Source organism: Chishuiella sp. (assembly GCF_032109125.1).
Lineage (GTDB): Bacteria > Bacteroidota > Bacteroidia > Flavobacteriales > Weeksellaceae > Empedobacter.
The window spans coordinates 67,104-88,469 of sequence record NZ_DAMCLZ010000002.1; the positions used below are offsets into that span (position 1 = coordinate 67,104).

Annotated in this window: 24 protein-coding genes; 9 read left to right on the forward strand and 15 right to left on the reverse strand. The window is 27.9% G+C overall.

Annotated elements, in window-relative coordinates; genetic code table 11:
- Positions 1-71: 71 nt before the first annotated feature.
- Positions 72-731: a sterol desaturase family protein gene (locus RT575_RS03200; RefSeq protein ID WP_313578758.1), complete on the forward strand. Its 660-nt coding sequence runs from the start codon at positions 72-74 to the stop codon at positions 729-731.
- 113 nt (positions 732-844) lie between these two features.
- Here the strand turns inward: RT575_RS03200 and RT575_RS03205 are convergent, their stop codons facing one another.
- The 7 genes from RT575_RS03205 to RT575_RS03235 form a co-directional block, all read right to left on the reverse strand.
- Positions 845-1,741 carry a 3-hydroxyacyl-CoA dehydrogenase gene (locus tag RT575_RS03205; protein WP_313578759.1) on the reverse strand — a complete coding sequence of 299 codons (897 nt, stop codon included), beginning with the start codon at positions 1,739-1,741 and terminating at the stop codon, positions 845-847.
- A gap of 118 nt (positions 1,742-1,859) precedes the next feature.
- Positions 1,860-2,669, reverse strand: a complete 810-nt coding sequence (locus RT575_RS03210) for a hypothetical protein (RefSeq protein WP_313578761.1) — start codon at positions 2,667-2,669, stop codon at positions 1,860-1,862.
- Between the two features lie 597 nt (positions 2,670-3,266).
- The gene (locus RT575_RS03215; protein ID WP_313578763.1) at positions 3,267-3,548 is read right to left on the reverse strand and encodes a hypothetical protein; all 282 of its coding nucleotides are present in this window, start codon (positions 3,546-3,548) and stop codon (positions 3,267-3,269) included.
- 121 nt (positions 3,549-3,669) lie between these two features.
- The gene (locus RT575_RS03220; RefSeq protein ID WP_313578765.1) at positions 3,670-4,245 is read right to left on the reverse strand and encodes a hypothetical protein; all 576 of its coding nucleotides are present in this window, start codon (positions 4,243-4,245) and stop codon (positions 3,670-3,672) included.
- Positions 4,246-4,466: 221 nt separating this feature from the next.
- Positions 4,467-4,706 carry a hypothetical protein gene (locus tag RT575_RS03225; protein WP_313385209.1) on the reverse strand — a complete coding sequence of 80 codons (240 nt, stop codon included), beginning with the start codon at positions 4,704-4,706 and terminating at the stop codon, positions 4,467-4,469.
- Between the two features lies 1 nt (position 4,707).
- Positions 4,708-5,490: a pyrroline-5-carboxylate reductase gene (proC, locus tag RT575_RS03230; protein ID WP_313578767.1), complete on the reverse strand. Its 783-nt coding sequence runs from the start codon at positions 5,488-5,490 to the stop codon at positions 4,708-4,710.
- Between the two features lie 15 nt (positions 5,491-5,505).
- Positions 5,506-7,038 (reverse strand): sodium:solute symporter, encoded by a 1,533-nt coding sequence (locus RT575_RS03235; protein ID WP_313578769.1) that lies wholly within the window; start codon positions 7,036-7,038, stop codon positions 5,506-5,508.
- Between the two features lie 110 nt (positions 7,039-7,148).
- On the opposite strand from RT575_RS03235, the gene recR reads away from it, so the two are divergent.
- From recR to RT575_RS03260, 5 genes are all read left to right on the forward strand, one after another.
- On the forward strand, positions 7,149-7,763 hold the full coding sequence (gene recR / locus RT575_RS03240) for a recombination mediator RecR (protein ID WP_313578771.1): 615 nt from the start codon (positions 7,149-7,151) through the stop codon (positions 7,761-7,763).
- Positions 7,764-8,421: 658 nt separating this feature from the next.
- The gene (locus tag RT575_RS03245; RefSeq protein WP_313385215.1) at positions 8,422-8,709 is read left to right on the forward strand and encodes a GIY-YIG nuclease family protein; all 288 of its coding nucleotides are present in this window, start codon (positions 8,422-8,424) and stop codon (positions 8,707-8,709) included.
- A gap of 404 nt (positions 8,710-9,113) precedes the next feature.
- A complete protein-coding gene (gene msrB / locus RT575_RS03250; protein ID WP_313385217.1) occupies positions 9,114-10,202 on the forward strand; it encodes a peptide-methionine (R)-S-oxide reductase MsrB in 1,089 nt (362 codons plus the stop codon).
- Between the two features lie 153 nt (positions 10,203-10,355).
- Positions 10,356-11,222, forward strand: coding sequence for a helix-turn-helix domain-containing protein (locus tag RT575_RS03255; RefSeq protein ID WP_313578773.1), 867 nt, complete (start codon positions 10,356-10,358; stop codon positions 11,220-11,222).
- 69 nt (positions 11,223-11,291) lie between these two features.
- Positions 11,292-12,443, forward strand: coding sequence for an iron-containing alcohol dehydrogenase (locus tag RT575_RS03260; protein ID WP_313578775.1), 1,152 nt, complete (start codon positions 11,292-11,294; stop codon positions 12,441-12,443).
- Between the two features lie 355 nt (positions 12,444-12,798).
- Here RT575_RS03260 and RT575_RS03265 read toward each other — a convergent pair whose 3' ends face one another.
- Positions 12,799-13,854 carry a branched-chain amino acid aminotransferase gene (locus tag RT575_RS03265; RefSeq protein ID WP_313578777.1) on the reverse strand — a complete coding sequence of 352 codons (1,056 nt, stop codon included), beginning with the start codon at positions 13,852-13,854 and terminating at the stop codon, positions 12,799-12,801.
- 83 nt (positions 13,855-13,937) lie between these two features.
- Here RT575_RS03265 and mnmD point away from each other — a divergent pair, with 83 nt between their 5' ends.
- The 3 genes from mnmD (at position 13,938) to RT575_RS03280 (ending at position 15,862) form a co-directional block, all read left to right on the forward strand.
- Positions 13,938-14,648 (forward strand): tRNA (5-methylaminomethyl-2-thiouridine)(34)-methyltransferase MnmD, encoded by a 711-nt coding sequence (gene mnmD / locus RT575_RS03270; RefSeq protein ID WP_313578779.1) that lies wholly within the window; start codon positions 13,938-13,940, stop codon positions 14,646-14,648.
- Between the two features lie 82 nt (positions 14,649-14,730).
- Positions 14,731-15,558, forward strand: a complete 828-nt coding sequence (gene prmA, locus RT575_RS03275; protein WP_313578781.1) for a 50S ribosomal protein L11 methyltransferase — start codon at positions 14,731-14,733, stop codon at positions 15,556-15,558.
- Positions 15,559-15,565: 7 nt separating this feature from the next.
- On the forward strand, positions 15,566-15,862 hold the full coding sequence (locus tag RT575_RS03280; RefSeq protein WP_313385225.1) for an ATP-dependent Clp protease adaptor ClpS: 297 nt from the start codon (positions 15,566-15,568) through the stop codon (positions 15,860-15,862).
- Here the strand turns inward: RT575_RS03280 and RT575_RS03285 are convergent.
- The 7 genes from RT575_RS03285 to RT575_RS03315 form a co-directional block, all read right to left on the reverse strand.
- Positions 15,859-16,281, reverse strand: coding sequence for a hypothetical protein (locus RT575_RS03285; RefSeq protein WP_313578783.1), 423 nt, complete (start codon positions 16,279-16,281; stop codon positions 15,859-15,861). The genes RT575_RS03280 and RT575_RS03285 overlap by 4 nt on opposite strands.
- A 33-nt stretch (positions 16,282-16,314) precedes the next feature.
- Entirely contained in the window at positions 16,315-16,851 is a 537-nt protein-coding gene (locus RT575_RS03290; protein ID WP_313578785.1) for an RNA polymerase sigma factor, read from the reverse strand.
- A gap of 122 nt (positions 16,852-16,973) precedes the next feature.
- Positions 16,974-18,077 carry an MBL fold metallo-hydrolase gene (locus RT575_RS03295; protein WP_313578787.1) on the reverse strand — a complete coding sequence of 368 codons (1,104 nt, stop codon included), beginning with the start codon at positions 18,075-18,077 and terminating at the stop codon, positions 16,974-16,976.
- Between the two features lie 21 nt (positions 18,078-18,098).
- Positions 18,099-18,302, reverse strand: coding sequence for a helix-turn-helix transcriptional regulator (locus RT575_RS03300; RefSeq protein ID WP_313578789.1), 204 nt, complete (start codon positions 18,300-18,302; stop codon positions 18,099-18,101).
- 2 nt (positions 18,303-18,304) lie between these two features.
- On the reverse strand, positions 18,305-18,928 hold the full coding sequence (locus RT575_RS03305; RefSeq protein ID WP_313578791.1) for a DUF2975 domain-containing protein: 624 nt from the start codon (positions 18,926-18,928) through the stop codon (positions 18,305-18,307).
- A gap of 187 nt (positions 18,929-19,115) precedes the next feature.
- Positions 19,116-20,144 (reverse strand): cytochrome-c peroxidase, encoded by a 1,029-nt coding sequence (locus tag RT575_RS03310; protein WP_313578793.1) that lies wholly within the window; start codon positions 20,142-20,144, stop codon positions 19,116-19,118.
- A gap of 346 nt (positions 20,145-20,490) precedes the next feature.
- On the reverse strand, positions 20,491-21,354 hold the full coding sequence (locus RT575_RS03315) for an MbnP family protein (protein ID WP_313578795.1): 864 nt from the start codon (positions 21,352-21,354) through the stop codon (positions 20,491-20,493).
- Positions 21,355-21,366 lie beyond the last annotated feature (12 nt).

Consider the following 21,366-nt stretch of genomic DNA (forward strand, 5'->3'; position numbering starts at 1 on the left):
AACATCTTATTCCATATTTATTAGTGTCATGTTGTTTTTATTTTCTTTTTTATTTTCTTTTGAAAAAAAAAATGACCTATAAAAAAATACAACAAAAAAATACAATAAATAAAGATATTATGCGAGAGTTTTTATATTCTCTATTGAGTATAGTTTTTTTTGCATTTTTTGTAACTGTAATTTTTAAAACATCACTTATTAACTATAGTTTTTTATACACAAATATTAATGAACATTCAAAATTATATTTTTTATTCACTATATTTTTATGTATTCTTATTCAAGATACTTGGTTTTATTGGATGCATAGGTTGATGCATATTAAAATAATATTTAAGTATATACATATTATTCACCATAAATCTATAAATCCAACACCATTTTCAGCCTATTCTTTTCATCCCATAGAAGCATTTATAGAATCATCAGTTTTTTACATTATTTTATTTATAATTCCTATACATCCTCTTGCTGTTTTTATTGCGGTTAATTTATCTTTATTAATTAATGTTTACGGTCACTTAGGTTATGAAATTTTTCCTAAAAAAATAACAAAAACATTTTTGTTTAAAATAATAAATACTTCTGTACATCATAATATGCATCATAGAAATATTAAAGGAAATTATGGTTTGTATTTCAGATTTTGGGATAAATTAATGGGCACAGAATTTAAAGATTATGAAAAAAAATTTAATGAAGTCGTTAATAAAAATATAGATAATAGTTAGTTAATAATATTTAAATTACTATTCTGGTAAGTAATTTAAATATTATTAAAAAAATTAGACTAAGTAATAAACTTATAATCAACAAAAGTTAAAATACTAATTCATATATTAATTTATTTTAAAAAATCTTTCTGTTCAAATTCAGGATTAGGATATTTATAAAATCCTTCGCCTGTAGATGTTCCTAATTTATTTTTATCAATAAAATTATCTTTAAAGTATTCAACAACTTTTATTTTTAGAGGATCTTTAGTAGAATCTGCTTCCAATTTATTTATATCATAGACAGTAGTTAAACCTACCATGTCTAGTATAGCAAAAGGTCCCATAGGAGCACCAGTTGCAACCATCCATGTCTTATCAATAGTTTGGGCATCTGCAACATCATTAACTAATAAATTTGTTGCAGCATCCAATAAAGGAACAAGAAGAGAATTAAGCACATAAGCAGGCTGTTCTTTGTGCAATTCTATAGGAATCATTCCTATAGCTTTTGCAAATTCAACAACTTCATCATAAACACCTTTATCAGTTTTGGGATGACCCATAATTTCAGCAGTATTTCGTTTCCATATTTGATTTGCAAAATGAAGAGCTAAAAATTTTTCTGGACGACCAGTAACATCAGCAAATTGACTAGGCAACAAAGTAGATGAATTAGTAGCAAAAATTGTTTTTTCTGGTGCTACTGCTCTTAGATTTTCATAAAATGAAATTTTAATTTTAGGATTCTCAGGAACAGCTTCAATGACCAAATCTGCATCTTTTACAGATTCAGCTAAATTAGAAGAATAATTAAGATTCTTTAAAGTTGCATTTATTTGTTCTTCACTTGCATTGATATCACTTTTATAACTATTAGCTAAACCATTAAATTTTGTTTTAGCTTTTTCTAAAACTTCATCATTTATATCATAAACAATTACTTTAAACCCATGAAAAGCTGTCTGAAAAGCTATTTGATAACCTAATACACCACTACCTGCAACTGTTACATTTTTAATACCCATAATATTATTTTTTTACATAATTTAGATTATAATATTTACTTGTACTACAATCAAATTTAATACCTAATTAGTTGATTGTTAATTTTAAATGGTTAAAAAATATTTATGTGTATTGAGATTATTTTTTATCAAGAATCTTGTTGAAAAATAACCAATCTCCTAAATTAAAATTTCGAAGAATACTATCGTTTTTATATTTGTTGTTGAGGATGAATAAAGTTGTATTAATTGTTGGATGTTTAGTAGTATCTACTTTTATATTATTTTCTGAAACTTCTAAATCTAATTTCAATGTATTTTTTTTGTTATCGTATTTTGAAGAAATTGCTAATAAATGGTCTTTTAATTCCCAAAAATAAACAAAGTACGACCCAAAAAAATCATATTCTTTTACAATTGCTTTACCATGTTTTTGTTCTATAAAACTCAAAAGTTGTTTGAAATCATTTGTTCCTTTGCTTTCGTTTAAAGCTACTAATGCCATAAAATCTCCTTCGAAACTTTTAGTCATTTCAATTTTTTCAAAATGCATTTTTCCATAATAACCTAAATTATCACTATTCTTCCAACTTCCCATATTGTACTGAATACCAATAGGATTTTCACGATTATAATAATCATAATTATAAGGGGCATTATATATAGTGTCTATTTTAATCCATTTGAAATTGTTAAGTTCAGATAATTTTTCATCCAATTTCTTAATTTCTTTTTCAGTATGTTTTTTTTCGCGTATTTTTTCTATTGTTAAATCTTTTTGTTCTTCATATTTTTGTTCTTTCTCTATTTCATTGGCATAGAATTTAGCAACATTAAAGTTTAAATTAAACTTTTCTAAGTTTAACTTATCTTTTCCTAATTCTGTATTTTGTCCACAAGATTGTAGCGAAAAAGTAAATATAAATATTAGTAAGATTAGGTTTTTCATGTTGTTATTTTAATTTATAAAAGATATTTATATTTAGTAAAATGATTAAATAATTATAATTTCTAACCTGTTGTGCATTTTGAATTAAAATTCGTCAATTCGAGTAATTTTTCGGAATAAAATGTAGAAAAATTGTATCGAGAATAGAATTTTATCTTCAAAACCTTTTTTCTCAATACAAAACTCTTACAGAATTCCACTCTAAATGACGGTTTTGTTAATAAAATAAACAAAATGCACAACATGTTAATTTCTAATTTATGTAATTACTGTTATTTACTAATTTTAGTTTTTATCTCAAAATTACAGTTGTACAACAGTTACTGATGTTAACGTTAGTCAATGTTTTTTTTTTTCTAAGTATTCAATATAACACTCAAGATTTCCTCGAATTTTGTCAAAAATTTTTGGTAAATATGGAATTATTGATTTAGTATTTAATTCTCCTTCAAATCCAAAACCGTGATATGTATTTAGATAACTAATAATGTTTTTCTTGTCAATTTCTTCTAATTTATCAAATATATTTTCATTTTGATAATCATGAAAATTTGACAAATGGATAAAGCCGCAACCAAATTTATAAACATTTCTTGTTCAACCATTTAATTCATCTGCAAGCTCTACCATTACTTTATCAGTAATTTGGGTTTTACCAATTTTCCATTTTTTTCCTTCAAAAGTCTGGTTTATTAGTTCTGTTCTAACACTAACAGGTTGATTTAGTAAAAATAGGATTCTAACTAAAGTATCTATTTCTTGTCTCAATACAGATATTGTTTGCCCATATAAATTTGATTGATATAAGATTTTGAATGCATTTTTATTTTCTTCAGAGCGTTTTCGAGCAATGTTACAAAATTTCTGAGTTTCGTTCATTTATATGGTTTTTTGCGGAGTATTACAACTAACGGGAAATGCATTTGACAGTAAATGGTGTACAAACATTCATTTAGCCTTGACCAGCCATTTTGCAAAACTTATGTTATCTATAGTCTTTTTACGAATAAATTGATGGATTTGTAATAATTCCAGCAATAATGTTTGATAATGTATTAATTCCAAAATCTTTTAGTTTTGAACCAATACTTTTCTTTTTCTCTTCAGTAGTTTCTTCGGAATCTAATATATTTTGAATTTCTTCAAGTTGATTTCCATTTAATTCTTTTCTCAATTCTTCAATAATAATACTCAAATTAACAGTTTGGGTATTTTGTTGATTTTGAGTAATATTAAGATTCAATCCTTCTTTTTCTCCCGTATATATTTGGTTTGGGTTTCCTAAAATTTCTAACTCAGTTATGCAAGCATTTAGTATTGCTCTTGCTCTTTCTTTAACAGTTTGAACATAATAAATTGTTGGTCCATTTAATGAAACACGACTTTTTAATTCAATTTTTTCAATCTCTTCTATTTTTTTACTTTTTTGTCCAAAAATTGTTTCGAGTATCGAAATTGTAGCACTTTTCCAAGCCTCAACACCATAAGATCGTTCATTAACTGTTGATTCATTAGTTCCAATTTTTTCTACTTCTTCAAGTTGTCTTTTTAACAATAAAATGTATTTGTCATTCATATGATTTAACTGTGTTTTTTAGAAAGATTACAATTAATTTATATACCTCCGTAAATATAGTATATTTTTATTAATCAATATATTAATTATAAGAGTTTTGCGGTACGGATAGCAGCGACATCCTTTTATAAAAAATGGAACTTCTTACAAAATAAAAAAGTCCCATTTGTTTATCAAAGATACAGCGAATAGCCGTGTCAACCGCCCAAAGAAAAAATAGCTTAATCGTTGTGCCATTCGCCACGGTGCGGAATTAAAGCATCGCGTACCTGTATCATTTCCGATTCTACAACCACCAAATAAGCAACCGCATATTCTGGTTCTACCTCCACAAAATCAGAAAGTGTACTTTGTAGTTTTTCTTTCTCTGCATATTGTTTCAGATGAATTGCATGATGTTTGGCTGTTGGTATTGCGTCGGGACCATAGAAATCCCAGATTAATTTTAATTTTTTTTCCATTTTATATTTTATCAAATGATGTTTTGATTCCTTTTATCAAAGCAGAACTGAAACCTTGGTGTTCCATTTCATTAAGTCCTGCAATGGTGCAACCTTTTGGAGTTGTTACTTTGTCTATTTCTTGCTCTGGATGCAATCCGTTTTCTATTAACAATTCTGATGCTCCTTTTACTGTTTGTGCAACTATTTTTGTGGCTGTTTGTGCATCGAAACCTATTTCGATTCCGCCTTGTATCATAGCACGTATAAAACGTAAAACATAAGCAATTCCACAAGCACCAACTACAGTTGCAGCATTCATCAGTTCTTCGTTAATGAAAATTGAATCTCCAATAGTATCAAAAATAATTTTTACTTCGTTGCTTACTTTTTCGTCTTTTGTGTTTCCACAAATACAAGTGATAGATTCTTCTACCGCAGCAGCTGTATTTGGCATTGCACGAAAAATATTAATGTCTTTCCCAATTATATTTTCGTAGGTGTTTAGTGAAACGCCAGTTGCAACAGAAATAAGAGTTTTGGCTGAGGTAAAATCGTCTTTCAGTTTTTGTAAAACTTCTTCAACCTTGAAAGGTTTTACACATAATAGAATATAATCTGCCTCTTTTACTGCAAACTGATTATCCTTGGTAATCGTTACACCTAGTTTTTCGAGATGTTGTAGCTGAGCTAAATTATTTCTTGTGGCAATAATCTGTTCTGCTCGGAAGGTATTTTTCTTGATTAAGCCTTCTGCAATAGCAATCCCAAGATTTCCTGCTCCTATAATAGCAATTTTTTTCATAGTAGTGGTTCTATATTAGTTTTGTGTTTGTTGTAATTGTTTTGTACTTACGGCATATAATCCCAAAAATGTTAATAATCCGTTGACTACAATAAGTTCTACACCAATTCTGTAATCGGTAAAATTAGTCACAGATTCGTTGATGATATAAGTGAATAATGGTGCTAATACTGCAACGGTTACAATAGCATATTTTTTGTAAATGTTTCGTTTGGTTAAAATTCCGAATGCAAACAAACCTAACAATGGTCCGTATGTATAACCAGCAATTTCCATGACCAAATAAACAATTGATTTGTTATTGATTACCTTAAAAATCATGATTAAAATAAAGAAAATAATTGTAAATACTAAATGTACACGAATTCTGGTTTTCTTTTTTTCTTTTTCGGTTTTGTTTTTGTCTTCATTCAAGTTCAATAAATCGACACAAAAAGAACTTGTAACAGCTGTTAATGCTCCATCTGCCGATGGAAAAAGAGCAGAAATAAGTCCGATGATAAATATAATTGCAATAATCATAGGAAAATGATGTCCTAATAAAGATAAGGCAGGGAACATATCGTCTCCCATAATATTTTGTCCACCTTGTTGCATAAAGAAACCATCTGTCGTATAAAATCCACCTTCGCTCATGGCATAGATATACAATAATCCACCAAGAAATAGGAAAGCTAAATTCACGATAAGTAATGTTCCCGCAAAGGTTAGCATATTCTTTTTCGAATTATGTAAATTATCTACAGAGATATTTTTTTGCATCATTTCTTGGTCCAAACCAGTCATTGCAATGGTTATAAACATTCCACCCAAAATTGTTTTCAGGAAATAAGTTTTAGAATTTGGGTCAGAATTGATGAAATGAGTATAATTTTTTGCTTGCATAATATCGTATGCTTCACCTACACTAAGGTTAAGATGAGATAGAATAAACCATATACAGGCAATTAAACTAATAATCATAAACGATGTTTGTAAAGTATCTGTAACTACAATTGTTTTTACTCCACCTTCAAACGTATACAATAAAATCATTAATAGTAAAATAAATGTTGTTACCCAAAACGGAACACCTAAATTGTCTAATAAAAAGATTTGTAAAACATTTACAACAAGATACAAACGTGCTGTAGCTCCAATCCCTCTAGAAATAATAAAGAAAATAGAACCCATTTTGTGTGCCTCTACATTAAAACGTTTCCCGAGATAGGTATAAATAGAGGTTAAATTCATTTTATAATAAAGTGGTAATAGAATTCCTGCGACAATAAAATAACCCAAGAAAAAACCAATCACCATCATATAATACTCGAAACCACCATATATATATTCTGTTCCTGTCAGTTTACCAACAGTTCCGGGAACGGAAATAAAAGTTACACCACTTAAACTTGTTCCTATCATTCCGAAGGCAACCAACCACCATTTACTTTTTTTGTTTCCGTTAAAAAAAGATTGATTGTCGGAATTACGACTTGTAAAGTAAGAAATGACTAAAAGCCCTACAAAGTATAGGATTACACAAAGTAGTATAATTGTTGAATTCATAATTTATTCTAGTAAATAATTTCAAATTTAAACTTTTTTGTAGATAACAGCCTATATTATTTTTACAGAGATAAAATTGTAAATTTGTAATCTATTATTTTTTAAAATACATGAATTATCCAAGTAAGGTTTTAGAACGAGCAGTAGAAGAAATGTCGAATTTACCAGGAATAGGAAAACGTACAGCTTTACGACTGGTTTTGCATATGCTAAATCGTCCAAAATCTCAAACAACAGCTTTGTCCGAAGCACTTTCTCATTTGGTAGAAGATGTCAAGTATTGCGAACATTGCCATACAATTTCTGACGAAGAAATCTGCGAAATTTGTAGTAATCCATTACGTGACGAAACAACAATTTGTGTGGTAGAGGATGTACGAGATGTTATGGCGATAGAAAATACAGGACAATTCAGAGGACAATATCATGTATTGGGAGGTAAAATTTCTCCAATGGAAGGAATTGGTCCAGACCAATTGAATATCGCAACATTAATTCATCGTGTAAAAAATGAAGATGTAAAAGAAATAATTTTTGCATTAAGTTCTACGATGGAAGGAGACACGACGGTATTTTATTTATATAGACAGTTAAAAGACGTAGATGTAATTTTCTCTACCATTGCAAGGGGATTGGGCGTTGGTGACGAGTTAGAATATGCAGATGAAGCTACATTGGTTCGTTCTATTCAACATCGTATCCCTTATTCAGAAACTAAGTTTTAATTTTTTAGGGCAATCCCTTCGGGTCGCGCTTTTTGTTACAATCTTTTTATTTCGCTAGAATGCTACATAAAAAGGATTTTCACGTCAATCGCTATTGCAGATTAAGACTTATTTTCTGTCAGATAGAGTGATTTTCGCAGAAAATTACAATTTGAATTTATTATGTCATGTTGAGCTTGTCGAAACATAGATTCTTTATAAATTTCGTTTCTGTCAGATAGAGTGGTTTTCGCAGAAAATTGTATCGAAATCTAAGACAGAAAACAAATTAATTAAAATAATATTCCAAAAAATCTTTACTTATTTTTCGATATTAAATTCTAATCGAATTTCACTCAAAATGACAGATTTTCTTTCTGTCAGATAGAGTGGTTTTCGCAGAAAATTGTATCGAGATTTGAGATAGAAAACAAATTGATTAAAATAATATTCCAAAAAATCCTTACTTATTTTTCGATACAAAACTCTAATCGAATTTCACTCAAAATGACAGATTTTTTTTCTGTCAGATAGAGTGATTTTCGCAGAAAATTGTATCGAAATCTAAGATAAAAAACAAAATTAATTAAAATAATATCCAAAAAATCTTTACTTATTTTTCGATACTAAATTCTAATCGAATTTCACTCAAAATGACAGATTTTTAGTATATTAAGAAATGAAAAATTATTATGTATACATTATCGAATGCTCTGATAAATCATTTTATGTTGGAGTTACAAATGATATTCTTAAAAGATTTTCGGAACATCAAAATAATAATGACTACAAATCATATACTTTTAATAGAAAACCTTTAAAATTAGTATTTTTTACATCTTTTAGTAATATTGAAATGGCAATTGAAAAAGAAAAACAAATCAAGAAATGGTCACGAAATAAAAAAATAGCATTAATAAATGGTAACTATGAAAATTTACCTAATTTATCAAAAAAGAAATTTTAATTTTTCTGTCAGATAGAGTGGTTTTCGTAGAAAATTGTATCGAAATCTAAGGCAGAAAACAAAATTAATTAAAATAATATCCAAAAAAATACTTACTTATTTTTCGATACTAAATTCTAATCGAATTTCACTCAAAATGACAGATTTTCTTTCTGTCAGTCAGATAGAGTGATTTTCGCAGAAAATTGTATCGAAATCTTAGACAGAAAATGTTATTAAATAATTTAGATACAAAACAGATCTATCATACAATTAACATCTTTTTGTGTTTTTATTGCTAAGTAAAAATCGTAAATTAGTAATAAATAAAACTTTAGTCGATTATTAGTTGTTTTTTAATGTTATTTCATTGATTTAAAACAAATAATGATCGTTTTTTGAGTTTAATAAAAAGTATAAAAAACATGAAAAAAATATTTATCATAAGTACACTAATTGTAGTGGGAATTATACTTGCTAGTTTTAGTTGTAAAGAGAAGAAAGATAATCAAGTCAATAAAAAAAGTGAACATATTATGAGTAATTCAGAAAGAGAAATATATTTTGCAGGTGGGTGTTTTTGGGGGACAGAACATTTTTTTCAACAAGTTCGAGGTGTTACCAATACAACTGTTGGTTATGCGAATGGAAAAATTGAAAATCCATCGTATGAGCAAGTTACAACCGGTGAAACTGGTTTTGCAGAAACCGTAAAAGTAACGTATGATCCTAAAGTTGTTGATTTGGGATTGTTGATTGATTTATATTTTAAAACGATAGATCCTACAAGTCTTAATAAACAAGGTAATGATGTAGGAACACAATACAGAACTGGAGTTTATTATACAAATCCTGATGATAGTAAGATTATAGACGAAAAAATAAAAGGATTAGAAAAACAATACAATCATAAAATTGTTATTGAACATGAACCTTTACGTAATTTTTATGATGCTGAAAGTTATCATCAAGATTATTTAGTGAAAAATCCTGGAGGGTATTGCCATATAACACCAAATATGTTTGAGATTGCTCGTAATGCGAATCCTGCTCCAAAAGGAAAGGTAGAATATGCAAAAAAAGACGATGCAGAACTTAAAAAAGAATTAACTCCATTACAATATGAAGTTACACAAAATAATGCAACAGAAAGACCATTTGCAAATGAGTATAATGCTGAGTTTAGAGAAGGTATTTATGTAGATATTACGACAGGAGAACCTCTTTTTATTTCAACGGATAAATTTGAATCAGGTTGTGGTTGGCCAAGTTTTTCAAAACCAATAAGTGAAAATCTTATAGAAGAAAAAACGGATAACACTTATGGTATGAAAAGAACAGAAGTGAGAAGTAAAACAGGAGATGCTCATCTAGGTCATGTTTTTGATGATGGTCCACAAGATAAAGGAGGATTAAGATACTGTATTAATAGTGCTTCGTTAAAATTTATTCCAAAAGATGAAATGAAAGCTAAAGGTTATGAAAAGTATTTGACATTATTAGATAAGAAATAGATAATTTTTTTATATAAAATGGATTAAAAAAATAAAAGAGGTAGATATTTTTTCTACCTTTTTTTATGAAGAATATATTTAACGTTTTTTGTGATGAGTTAAAAACTATAAAAGCTTTACTTTTGTAATATGATAGCAGTGATGATGGAACAAATGAAATTAAAACAAATGATTCAAAAAGAAGAAGATCATAATTTATCTTTTCGAATATTTGAATTATCTATTGACAGAATAAATGATTATTCTAAACCCCATCAAAAAGATCATTTTTGTGTTTTAATTCCAGAATCAGGTAATTTAGAATTATTGATAGAAGATAAATTACATGTTCTAAAAAAAGGAAAAGTCTCTGTTATTTTTCCAGAACAAGTACATTCTATTACTAATTATTCTGAAGATGTTACAGGAAAAATAATATTATTTGAAGAAGTTATGTTCTGTTCTGATATTTTAAAAAATGAACTAAGTGCATACAATGTTAACTTATCAAATCAATTAAATTGTACTGTTCTTCCTATCAAAGATTATCAAGAAAAAATACATATTGTTTCTTTAGTCAAAGAGATATACGAGAATCCAAGTCAAATCAAGAAAGAGCAGGCTCGTTTTTATATTAAAATTTTGTTGTTATCTCTTATAGAATCTATTCATGGTCAGCATCCTGTTTTAGGACAACATACAAATGATCAGCCATTATATATTCAATTCAAAAAAATGTTGAATGAAAGTTATAAAGAAGAAAGAACAGTACAATATTATGCTGATAAACTTTTTATAACGACAAAAAAATTGAATTCAATAACAAAGAAAAGTTGTGGAGAAACGGCAATTAATGCAATTCATAATCGTATTTTAACAGAGATTAAGCGGCAATTAATGTTCGCAGATATTTCTCACAAAGAAATAGCTTTTGACTTAGGTTTTAATTCTCCAGCGGCTTTAAATAAATTTGTAAAAGCTAAATTAAATCTTACTCCAACACAATTACAACAAGAATTGGCACAAAAGTATAATACATAGTCTTGTTTGTATAACATTTGCTTTAACGTTCACAACTAATTTTGCATTAGAAAAATAAATAAGAACAATATGAGCAAATTATTTGTTGCTGGTGAAGTATTTCACGGAGCAGGATCATTAGAAGAATTAAAAAATATAAAAGGTAAAAAAGCTATTATCGTTACAGGAGGAAGTTCTATGAAAAAGAGTGGAGCTTTGGATCGTGCAATTGCTTTTTTAGAAGAAGCTGGTTTAGAAACTAAAGTTTTTGATGGAGTAGAGGAGGATCCTTCTTCTGCAACAAGTTTCAAAGGAGCTGAAGTAATGAACGAATTTCAACCAGATTGGATTATCGGTTTAGGTGGTTGTTCTGCAATTGATGCAGCGAAAATGATGTGGGTTTTTTATGAGCATCCAGATGCTAGTTTTGATGCTATGACAAAACCATTTACAGTTCCTACATTAAGAAATAAAGCTAAATTTATTGCTATTCCTTCTACAAGTGGTACAGGTACAGAAACTACAGGTTTAGCTGTTATTACAGATAGAGAAAAAGGAGTAAAATATCCTATCGTTTCTTATGAATTAACACCAGATATCGCAATTGTTGATGGAGAAATTTGTGCTTCTATGCCTGCGCATATTACTTCTAACACAGGATTGGATGCATTAACACACTGTGTTGAAGCTTATGTTTCTAATATTGAAGATAACTATGCTGATGTTTTAGCTAAAGGAGGTTTAGAAATTGTTTTTGATAACTTACAAGAGGCAGTAAACAATCCTACAAACATTAAAGCTCGTCAAAATATGCATGACGCATCTTTTATGGCTGGATTAGCATTTAACAATGCATGGTTAGGAATTGTACATTCATTATCTCACCAAGTTGGTGCATTATACGGTATTCCTCATGGTGCTGCAAATGCAATCTTTTTACCAAACGTAATTCGTTACAATGCAAAAGTTTCAACTCGTTTCCCAGATTTAGCAAAAGTTATAGGAAAAGAAACAGCTGAAGATTTAGCACAAGCAATCGAAAAATTACGTTCTGATGTAAATAATATTTCTTCAATCAAAGAATTTGGAATTTCTAAAGAAGATTGGGAGAAAAACTTAGATTATATTTCAAACAATGCATTAGTTGATCCTTGTACAGGTTTCAACCCAAGAGTTCCAGTTTTAGAAGATTTAAAAGCTATCTATAACGCTTGTTACGAAGGTGTTGTTTTTGAAGGATAAGATTATTCTGAAAAATATTTATAAAAGCTGTCCTTTTTGGGCAGCTTTTTTTATTGATTAAAAAAGATATAGCGAAAAAGCACGGACCGAAGGTATTGCCCCAAAAAAAAAGTGTTCTTTATAAAGAATAAGGTAATTATGAATTGCTTTTAAAAACAAAAAGAGATTTCTATACGAAATCTCTTTTTGAATAATTAATTATATTTTATTGTTTTATGCTCTGATGTGCAAGTCGAATGAAATTCTATTAAAATAATTAAAGTTCTTCGACAAGCTCAGAATGACATTTTATTATAAATAAAAACTCATAATAGAAATGTAAACAATGTTATTTATAATTTTAGTTGAATAAAAATTATTTTTCAATTTTTACTCTCCATTGGTAAGGGTCTTCAACCAAACCATATTGGATATCTTTTAATTTCTTTTTTAATGATAAAGCAAAAGATTCTTCTTCTGGTAAATCTGCTAATTGAGCTCTTTCATCACCAAAACCAATTGCGTTATATTGTGTAATAACTACTGCTGTTCCACATCCGAAAACTTCTTTTAATTCTCCAGATTTGTAAGCATCGTATAATTCTTGTACTTCTACAGGACGAATTTCAACATCGTATCCAGCGTCTTTTGCTAAAGTTAAAACAGAATCACGTGTAACACCATTTAAAATTCTTTCAGAAGTAGGAGCTGTTAATAATTTATTTCCGATACGAACCATTACGTTCATTGTACCTGCTTCTTCAATATATTTGTGACTAATAGAATCTGTCCAAATAATTTGGTCATATCCTTCTTTTTGTACTTCTGCAGCTGGGAAGAAAGATGCAGCGTAGTTTCCACCACATTTAGCGAAACCAACACCACCTTGTGCAGCACGACTATAAAAATCTGCAATTTTTACAGATAATGGTTTTTCATAATAACTAGGTGCATAAGCTAATAAAATAGCAAAAATATATTCGTTAGCAGCTCTAGCAGAAACAGTTTCTTCTGTAGCGAACATTACTGGACGAATGTAAAGAGATGTACCATAGTTTTTAGGAACCCACTGGCGATCGATATCAACGATGGTTTTTAAACCATCAATAAAAATTTCTTTAGGAACTTCTGGCATATTAAGGCGAGAAGCTGATAAATTAAAACGCTCAAAGTTTTTTTCTGGACGGAAAATAAAAACTTCATCATTTTCATTTTTATAAGCTTTCATTCCTTCAAAAATAGTTTGTCCGTAGTGGAAAGACATTGCTGCAGGAGTTAAAGAAATAGGTCCATAAGGTCTAATTTCTGGCTCGCTCCATTTACCATCTTTGTAATGAGCGATTAACATGTGATCAGAAAATTCACTTCCGAAAGCCTTCGTGTCGAAAACTGAATCGTTGAATTTTGATTCAGCTACTTTTTTTATAATCATTTTGCGTTAAATTTTGCTTGTTGCTGTATCAAAGATACATTTTATTTGTTCTTTTTCACAATAAAAAATGATAACTTTAGACGATGAAAAGAATAATTCAAGAGACAGAAGATGGCTCTAAAACTATTTTTATAGAGGATTTAAATGAGACGTATCATTCCAAGCATGGGGCTGTACAAGAGGCCTTTCATGTCTTTATAAATAATGGCTTAAAATATTTTGAATCTGATAATGATTTGATTAGAATTATTGAAATAGGTTTAGGAACAGGGCTTAATGCTTTTATTACTTTACTAGAAGCTGAAAAACTTCAGAAGCCAATAGAGTATGTTGGAATCGAAAAATACCCTGTGTTGGATGAAGAATTTCAATTGATTAATTTTTTTGATGATGTTTTTAAATTTTATCCTGAGTTTGAAGATAGAAAAAAGGAATTTATAGAATTTTATCATCAATTATTTTATTCACAATGGTCAAGTTGGAAAACAATTTCTCCTTATTTTAAAATAAAAAAAGTAGAAGAAGATTTTTTTAATATACAAAAAATAGGTGAACAAAATTTTGATTTAGTTTATTTTGATGCATTTGGTTCTCGTGTTCAACCAGAGTTATGGGAAAAAGAATTATTAGAAATAGTAGATTCTGTGATGAATGAAAAATGTATTTTTACAACTTACGCAGCAAAAGGTTCTATAAAAAGAGGACTTAAAGATTTGAGTTATAATGTTAATAAATTCCCTGGACCTCCTGGAAAAAGAGAAATGATGGTAGGTTTTAAAAATATAGATTTATAGTAGGCATTCGCTTTAGTACTTTCTTACAAATATTTGTAAATTTGTCGCCGAAAGCTTTTTTAATATCTTTCGAATTTTAAATATGACAAATTATATTGAATATAAATTTAAAGTAGCAGAAATAGATCCATGGAATGAGATTTTGATTGCTATGATTTCAGAACTTCCATTTGAAAGTTTTGTAGAAAACACAACCGGATTTGATGCTTATATCCCAAAAACAGATGAAAATATTGCTATAATTAAAGAAGTAATAGAATCTATTGAAAATATAGATTTTACTTACGAACGTAAAGAAATAGAGCAAGAGAATTGGAATGCTACATGGGAAGAGAGTTTTACTCCAATTTTAGTGAATGATCAATGTTTGATTCGTGCTGAATTTCATGAATCTGTAGAAAATATTCCTTATGAAATAATTATTCAACCAAAAATGTCTTTTGGTACTGGACATCATTCTACAACACACTTAATGGTGGAGTATATTTTAGAAACAGATTTCCAAGGAAAAGATATTCTAGACATGGGATGTGGAACATCTATTCTAGCTATTTTAGGAATGAAACGCGGAGCTAATTATGCCGAATGTATAGATATTGATGAATGGGCAGTTGAAAATTCTATTGAAAACGGAAAGAAAAATGGTGTTAGTCTTGACGCTAAAATGGGAGATAATTCTCTTTTAGGAAGTAAAGAATTTGATATTATTTTAGCTAACATTAATAAGAATATTTTGATTAGTCAAATACCTTCTTATATTAATGTTTTAAAGAATGAAGGTGATTTATTCTTAAGTGGTTTAATGGAACAAGATTTTGATGATATTTATGCTTTCTGTAATGAGAAAGGATTAAAATTCATCTCGAAAAAACAACGTAATGAATGGATAGCACTCCATTTTAAAAAATAATTAAAAGATGATAAGAAACGCAACACAACCAATGTGGGAAACAGAAAAAGATTCTTCTGTAGATGTTTTAGAACAAGAATCTCACAAACATCAAATTATTGTTTATAACGATGATGTAAATACATTTGATTGGGTAATCGAATCTTTAATTGATGTTTGCGAACATACACCAGAACAAGCAGAGCAATGTTCATTGTTAATTCATTACAAAGGAAAATGTGAAGTTCTTACAGGTGAATATGAAGATTTGAAACCTCGTTGTACAGAATTACTGAACAGAGGTTTGAGTGCAGAAATTATTTAATAATTATAAATAGTATAATCAGAGTCGTCTAGCGTAATGTTAGACGATTTTGTATTTTGATTATCTTCTATAAATGAATCATAAATTTTCTGATAAACTTCTTTTTCTACTTTAGCATTAACTATCTGTTGATCTGATTTCTGTTTATTCATTAAAAAGATTTCAACTGAGAGTAACACAAAAACTAATATACAAGCAGCAGATAACCAATAATTAATAGAATATAATTTTGATTTTTTGCCTTTAAATTCTTGTAAGTTATGTTTTTTAGAAACAACTTTTTCTAATTGACTAAAATATTTTTTTGGAACATCAAAAGAATCTTCTTTTTTAAGAGAATTCAAAAGTATTTTATCCTGTAAATTATTGAAGTAATTTTCAGGAACTTTAAAATCATTATTTAATTCATCTTTTTTCATATCAACTATTAGACTATAAAATTATAAAAAAGTTTAATCATTCTTTTCTAAAAATTCTTTAATTTTTGCTACTGCATGATGATAAGAGGCTTTTAAAGCACCAACAGATGTTCCTAATATATCAGAGATTTGTTCATATTTTAATTCATCATAATATTTCATTGCAAAAACTAAACGTTGTTTTTCAGGTAAACAAGCGATAGCATTCTGTAATTTATAATTAATTTCATCACCAGAATAATATTCATCAGCCATTAAATCTTTTGCAATAGATGATGAATAATCTTCAAGAGATAGATTTTTTTCTTTTGCATTTTTTTTGATGTAGTTTATTGTTTCATTATAAGTAATTCTAAAAATCCAAGTAGATATTTTTGACTCATTTTTAAATGTTCCAAGATTTTGATAGACTTTAATAAATACATTTTGTGTTACATCATCAGCATCTTCATGAATAAAAACCATACGACGAACTTGCCAATAAATTTTTTGGTGATATTCAGAAACTATAAGCTGAAAAGCTTCGTCTAATTTATTTGCTTGTAAGTAATTTTTTATTTTAAGATCCAAATTTTTTGCATTTCATTAAATGTAAAGCTAAGAAAATTTAGCATAGTCTATTACACGAATAAATACTTAAAATAAAAAAAAATCTAATAATGAGGTAAACCATTAAATTTTGTCGGAAAACGTTATTTTATATTCTTCCACCATTCATCAAATGAAAAATCTTTATTATTTAATTTAACAACTTCTCCAATTTTAGGAGTTACAATAGTAAAATCATGTTTTTTGCTATTCTCTTGTATTTTCTCTAATGGTTCATCCCAAGAATGTTTTGCTAATGCAAATTTAGATGAATGTACAGGAATTATATTTTTCGCTTTAAGATCATTTATAACTAAAGGAATTTCTTCTGGTAAAGTATGTATATATCTCCATGCTTCGTTATATTGACCATTTTCTAAAATAGCGAAATCAAAAGGGCCAAATTTATCCCCTATTTCTTTAAAATGTGTATCGTATCCACTATCACCTCCTAAAAATATTTTTTTATCAGAAGTCTCAAGAACATAAGAAGTCCATAAAGTGTTATTACGTTTAAATTTTCTTCCAGAAAAATGTCTTGCAGGAGTGAAAGTTATTTTTAAATTATTTTTCAATTCAATAGTAGTCCACCATTCTTCTTCTATTAATTGTTCTGGTTTATAATTCCATTTTTCAAAATGAGCACCAACACCCAAAGGAAGAATAACTTTATTTACTTTTGTACGTAATTCTTTTACAGTTTCATAATCTAAATGATCATAATGATCATGAGAAATTACTAAATAATCTATTTCAGGAAAATCTTTTGGTAAATAAGTATTTGTACCTTTAAATGCTTTATTAAAAATAGGTAAAGGAGAACCATAATTACTAAAAACAGGGTCTATTAAAAAAATTACACCATTTAGTTGAATATAATAAGATGAATGCCCGAACCAAATAAAAATATTCTCATCTTTTGGAATGGATAAAATATCCGTTTTTATATGTGGAATGATTTCTTTAGGATAAAGATTTGGATTTTTTTTTCCAAAAAAGAAATCCATCATTACTTTTTTACTATCAAAACCTTCTGCAAATGCAGGTGTATTATGAATATTGTAAAAAGCATTTTTTTTGTAGTATTTAGATTTTTTTAATCGTTCTAAACGTTTTCCACTTGGTTCAGCACCAAAAGTAGGTAATTGCAATACAACAAAAGTTAGTATAACAAGTAACAGTATAATAGAGATAATTATATATAACATTTTCTTCAATTTTATTTAAATTTATTCTGTGTAGTCAATAATATCACCAGGCTTACAATCTAGTGCTTTGCAAATAGCATTTAAGGTTTCGAATCGAATTGCTTTTGCTTTCCCATTTTTCAGGATAGAAAGATTAGAGAGTGTTATCCCGACCCTTTCACTCAGTTCATTCAATGACATTTTTCGTTTTGCCATCATTACATCCAAATTAATAATAATAGCCATAATTATACAGTTAAGTCATTTTCTTCTTTGATGTTAATACTTTGTTTTAATGCAATAGCAAATGCAAGTACAAATAAACTTATAAATAAAGAAGATATATCTAATAAATTGTCATTAGAAATAGTGTATATACTAGTATCTATATATTTAAGTAAATTTTGTCTTTTAATTACTTCTAAAATAAAATCCAATAACGTAATAATTAATAAAGAAAAACCGAAATATAATAATGTATTATAAGTACTTATTTCAAAAAGTTGTCCTTTAATAAATCGTTTTATTAAGCGGATAATAGATAATAAAAAAATAATAACAGCGAGAACTAAAATAGTATATAAAGCCCAATTATAAAAAGGAATAATATTTAAAGAATTTTTACTATAAATAGCTAATTCAATTTTTTCTGCAATTACTTTTCCTTCTATTTTTGGGAATTCTTTAGACAAATTATAATCATAAATTGGAACAATATCAAGATAGTTATAATTTTTATAATTATTTTGATATCCATCTTCAAATCCTTTTATAAAATCACTGAAATGTCCATTAATAGTTAAATCAAAAATTGGAATAATTAAAAGTATTATACCAATTAATCTTAAATAAATTTTAGCTTTAAATTCCATAATTAGATTATTTTATAATTCAAATATATATTTAATTTATTTTAAAACAAATTATTTTTATTGTTTTACAATAAAAATTAATTACAAAACAATTTATTGGGCGTTCGGGCGGGCTTTATATTTCAATCTTTTCACTTCGCTAGAACGCTACGTAAAAAGGATTTCCATTGCAATCCCTAACGCATTTTTATTTTCCAATAAAATTGTCATCACTCAGTGTTTTCATAAAAGCAATCAATTGTTGTTTTTCTTCATCATTCATAGGAATTCTATTTCCATTATTTTTAAAAATGGAATCTAAATTATCTCCCTCCAAAACGCCATTATCCATATAATCTAATACAGCTTTTAGTGTAGCAAATTGTCCAAAACTTCCATAAGGAGCAGTGTATTCTATATTTCGAAGTGTTGGAACTCTAAAACTCATATATTCGGATAAATTTCCAGTAACTCTTGCTCGTCCTGCTTCATTGGAATCTGTATTGATAGGAAAACCAATATTTCTAAAACTTTGGTCTGTAAATAATTCTGTATTGTGACAACTTGCACATTTTTGTTGAAAAATAGTATAACCTTTTTTTTCCTCTGTTGTAAAAGAAATACCTGGTTCATTACGCTTTATTTGGTCATATTTACTATTTGTAGAAATTAGAGTATATTCATATTGTGCAATACTTTTATAAATGCGTTCTGCGGTTAATTTCTCATCTCCAAAAGCTTTTATTAATAAATTTTTATAGGAAGAATCATTTTCTAATTTTGAGATAACTTCCAAAATGGAAGAATTCATTTCTTCATGAGTGATAATAGGAACTAATGATTGACTCTCTAAATTTAATTTACTTCCATCCCAATTATAAAATTTCATAAAAGCTAAATTCTGAATAGGAGGTACGTTTCGGATTCCAATTCTATCATATACTCCAATTGCTTGTGCATTATGATCTGAGAATGCAGAAGATTGTTGATGACAACTGGCACAAGAAATAGAGTTATTGGTACTAAATCTTGTATCATTAAAGAATTTTTCACCTAGTTCTACTCCATATTTTGTTGGTGGATTAAGAGAATAAGCTGAATTTAGTTCAGGAAAATTTTCAGGAAAATTTATTTTTAGTTCAGGATTATCTGTGATAATATTTCCTGTATCAATATTGTCTTCAGAACAAGAAATAAAAAGACATAAAAAATAAAAAAAAGGAACTGTTTTTTTCATAATATAGGTTCTAAAACTTTTTTATCGGTACAAAATTCTTGCATAATCTCAATAGAAATGACAGTTTTATTAATAAAATGCACAACTGATTATTGTAAATTAATTGGATGAAAGAACTGTACTTTAAAAGCACAGTTCTTTTTTATTTATGAAGTTGTTTAAATTATTGTTTTATATTATTTAATCACGAATTTGCAATAGTGATTGACGCGGCATCCTTTTTTGATTGGATACATTTCGAAATTTGCTCAATGACCAATCAAAAAAGATATAGCAGAAAGCACGGTGCGAAGCAATTGCCCAAAAAATAATCATAATTTTAAAAAAAGTTTAAACAACTTTTATATTAATTTTCTACGTTAATGATAGAAAACATTCCACTTAAATCACTTGTTCCATTTCCTCCTAAATTATCAACAAACTTTACCATGTTAGCTGCTGTATGTATACTAGGTGTAGCATTGCCATCGCCTAATGTTATTGTTGTTGTTTTACCACTTAGTAGTTTATCAAAATCTGCTTTTATAATGATTTTAGGAGAAATTCTTCCAACAATAGCATGTGTAGTAAGATTTAGGGTAATCTCTCTGTACGCATTAACACCTTGTGTATAGGTAGATGAATCTCCATTTGTTCCAGATACAGTACTTCCTGTGTGTATAGAAAGTTCTTTATTATCGGTATCGTAAAATCCTTCTATTTTAGTAAAACGATATCCTGTTCCCCATTCCCAATGCATTTTTGTGTCATTTGCACCTGCTGCTTCATAGAATTTAGGAAAACGTACTTGGTCCAATGTATTTAAATCTGCTCGAATACCTAATCCAAATTTTATTTGTTTATAATCTCCAGATGGAATTGTTGATAGAGTATAATTAAGAGAAGATGTTTTTGATTGATTGATGACAGTTGCTCCTTTGTCCAAATCATTTACATTGTATGGTATTTCTGTACCATCGGTTTTTATTAATCGAATGTTACTAATAACATATTTTAATTCAGAGAAATGATGTGTTTGTCCTTCAACTGAAGTATTAGTTGTTGCAGAAGTAGAATTGGCATCTCCTAATACAATGATTTCGTCTTTGAATGTATTTTGAAATTCTAAGGTTACATTATTTGCAACAGAATTAGTATCGTCGTCATTTTGACAAGCAATAATTGTAAATAAAGCGATTAATATAATTATAGAGTTTATTAATTTTTTCATGTTATATGTTTT